Below are 231 nucleotides of genomic sequence, written 5' to 3'. Positions count from 1 at the left end.
CTTTTCAATAGGGCTCGGCATTACATTGGGGGTGCTCAATGTGTTTTTCCGCGATGTCGGACAGTTCTTTGGGATCTTCATTACATTTTGGTTTTGGCTGACTCCCATCATCTATCCGATTACCGCGCTCTCCAAAGAGTTGCGCGTGTTTATTGACCTTAACCCGATGACCAGCCTTATGGCCGCCTTTCAAGGGGTTCTTGTTTCCGGTCAGTGGCCGCAATGGGAAAC

1 protein-coding gene is annotated in these 231 nt (G+C 49.4%); it reads left to right on the top strand.

From position 1 onward, the window contains the following. Positions 1 to 231 (top strand): ABC transporter permease (locus tag AAEY83_RS18905; RefSeq protein WP_351061785.1); only part of this gene is annotated, 231 nt, incomplete at both ends.

This window comes from Psychrobacter sp. TB20-MNA-CIBAN-0197 (assembly GCF_040309765.1).
GTDB lineage: Bacteria > Pseudomonadota > Gammaproteobacteria > Pseudomonadales > Moraxellaceae > Psychrobacter > Psychrobacter submarinus.
Note: the sequence above shows the minus strand (reverse complement) of the source record. Positions and strands in the feature narration are given on the sequence as shown.